The following is a 1397-nucleotide window of genomic DNA, read 5'->3' on the forward strand; positions in this document are numbered from 1 at the left end:
TTCGGCGCCAGCGTGGCGGTTCGGCTGGTGCCGTGGCTGGTGCCGGTGGGGCTGATCGTCTTCTGGCAGATCGCTTCGTCGCTGGGCTGGCTCTCCACGCGGGTGCTGCCGGCGCCGGTGGACGTGGTCAAGGCCGCCTGGGCGCTGGCCGTGTCGGGCGAGCTCTGGACGCACGTCAAGGTCAGTGCGGGCCGCGCGCTCGCGGGCCTTGCGATCGGCGGCGGCACGGGGCTGGTGCTGGGCCTTCTGACGGGCTCGGTGAAGTTCTTCGAGACGCTGCTCGATTCGACCATCCAGATGGTGCGCAACATCCCCGCGCTGGCGCTGATTCCGCTGGTGATCTTGTGGTTTGGCATCGACGAGTCGGCCAAGCTGTTCCTGATCTCGGTGTCGGTGTTCTTTCCGATCTACCTCAACACCTTTCACGGCATCCGCAACGTCGATCCGCAGCTGATCGAGATGGGGCGCACCTACGGGCTTTCGCGCTGGCAGCTGTACCGCGAGGTGATCCTGCCCGGCGCGCTGTCGTCCATCCTGGTGGGCCTGCGCTTTTCGCTCGGGCTGATGTGGGTGATTTTGATCGTGGCCGAAACCATCTCGGCGCAGGCCGGCATCGGCTATCTCACGATGAACGCCCGCGAGTTCCTGCAGACCGACATCGTGCTGGTGGGCATCCTCTTGTATGCGCTGCTCGGCAAGCTGGCCGACCTGTTCGCGCGCGGGCTGGAGCAATGGTGGCTGCGCTGGCATCCGGGCTACCAGAAGAAGACGGCGAAGTGAGGGCCGGGCACATGAAGAACATCATTTCGCGGCGCGCGGCCATCGCCACGCTGGGCGCACTGGGCGCCGGTGCCGCGTTTGCGCAGGGCGGGGCCACGCGGCCCCTTACCGTGCGGCTCGGCTACCAGAAGTCCTCGACGCTGATCGCGCTGCTGAAGGTGCAGGGCACGCTCGAAAAGCAGCTCGCCCCGCTCAACGCCACGCTGAGCTGGCACGAGTTCACCAGCGGCCTGCCGCTGCTCGAGGCGCTGAACCTCGACAACCTGGACATCAGTGCCGACGTGGCCGACACCGTGCCGGTGTTCGCGCAGGCCGCCGGCGCCGACCTGACCTTTGTCGCGCAGGAAGCGCCGTCGCCGGCCGCGCAGGCCATTCTCGTGCGCGAGGACTCGCCGCTCCGGTCGGTGGCCGACCTGAAGGGAAAGAAGGTCGGCTTCGCCAAGGCGGCCGGCGCGCACTACCTGCTGATCGCGGCGCTGGAGAAGGCTGGCCTGTCCTTCAGGGACATCGATCCCGCCTACCTGACGCCGGCCGACGGCCGTGCCGCCTTCGAGCGCGGCGCCATCGACGCCTGGGTCGTGTGGGACCCGTTCCTGGCGGTCGCGCAGCGCCAGGCC

Annotated in this window: 2 protein-coding genes; both read left to right on the forward strand. The window is 68.4% G+C overall.

Features of this window, described 5'->3' with window-relative positions; all coding sequences use genetic code 11:
- Positions 1–780 (forward strand): aliphatic sulfonate ABC transporter permease SsuC (gene ssuC / locus AC1DOC_RS33605; RefSeq protein WP_478131563.1); only part of this gene is annotated, 780 nt, incomplete at its 5' end.
- A gap of 11 nt (positions 781–791) precedes the next feature.
- A partial coding sequence (locus AC1DOC_RS33610) for an ABC transporter substrate-binding protein (protein WP_478131564.1) occupies positions 792–1397 on the forward strand: 606 nt, incomplete at its 3' end.

Source organism: Variovorax sp. 01T439_2, from assembly GCF_056398445.1.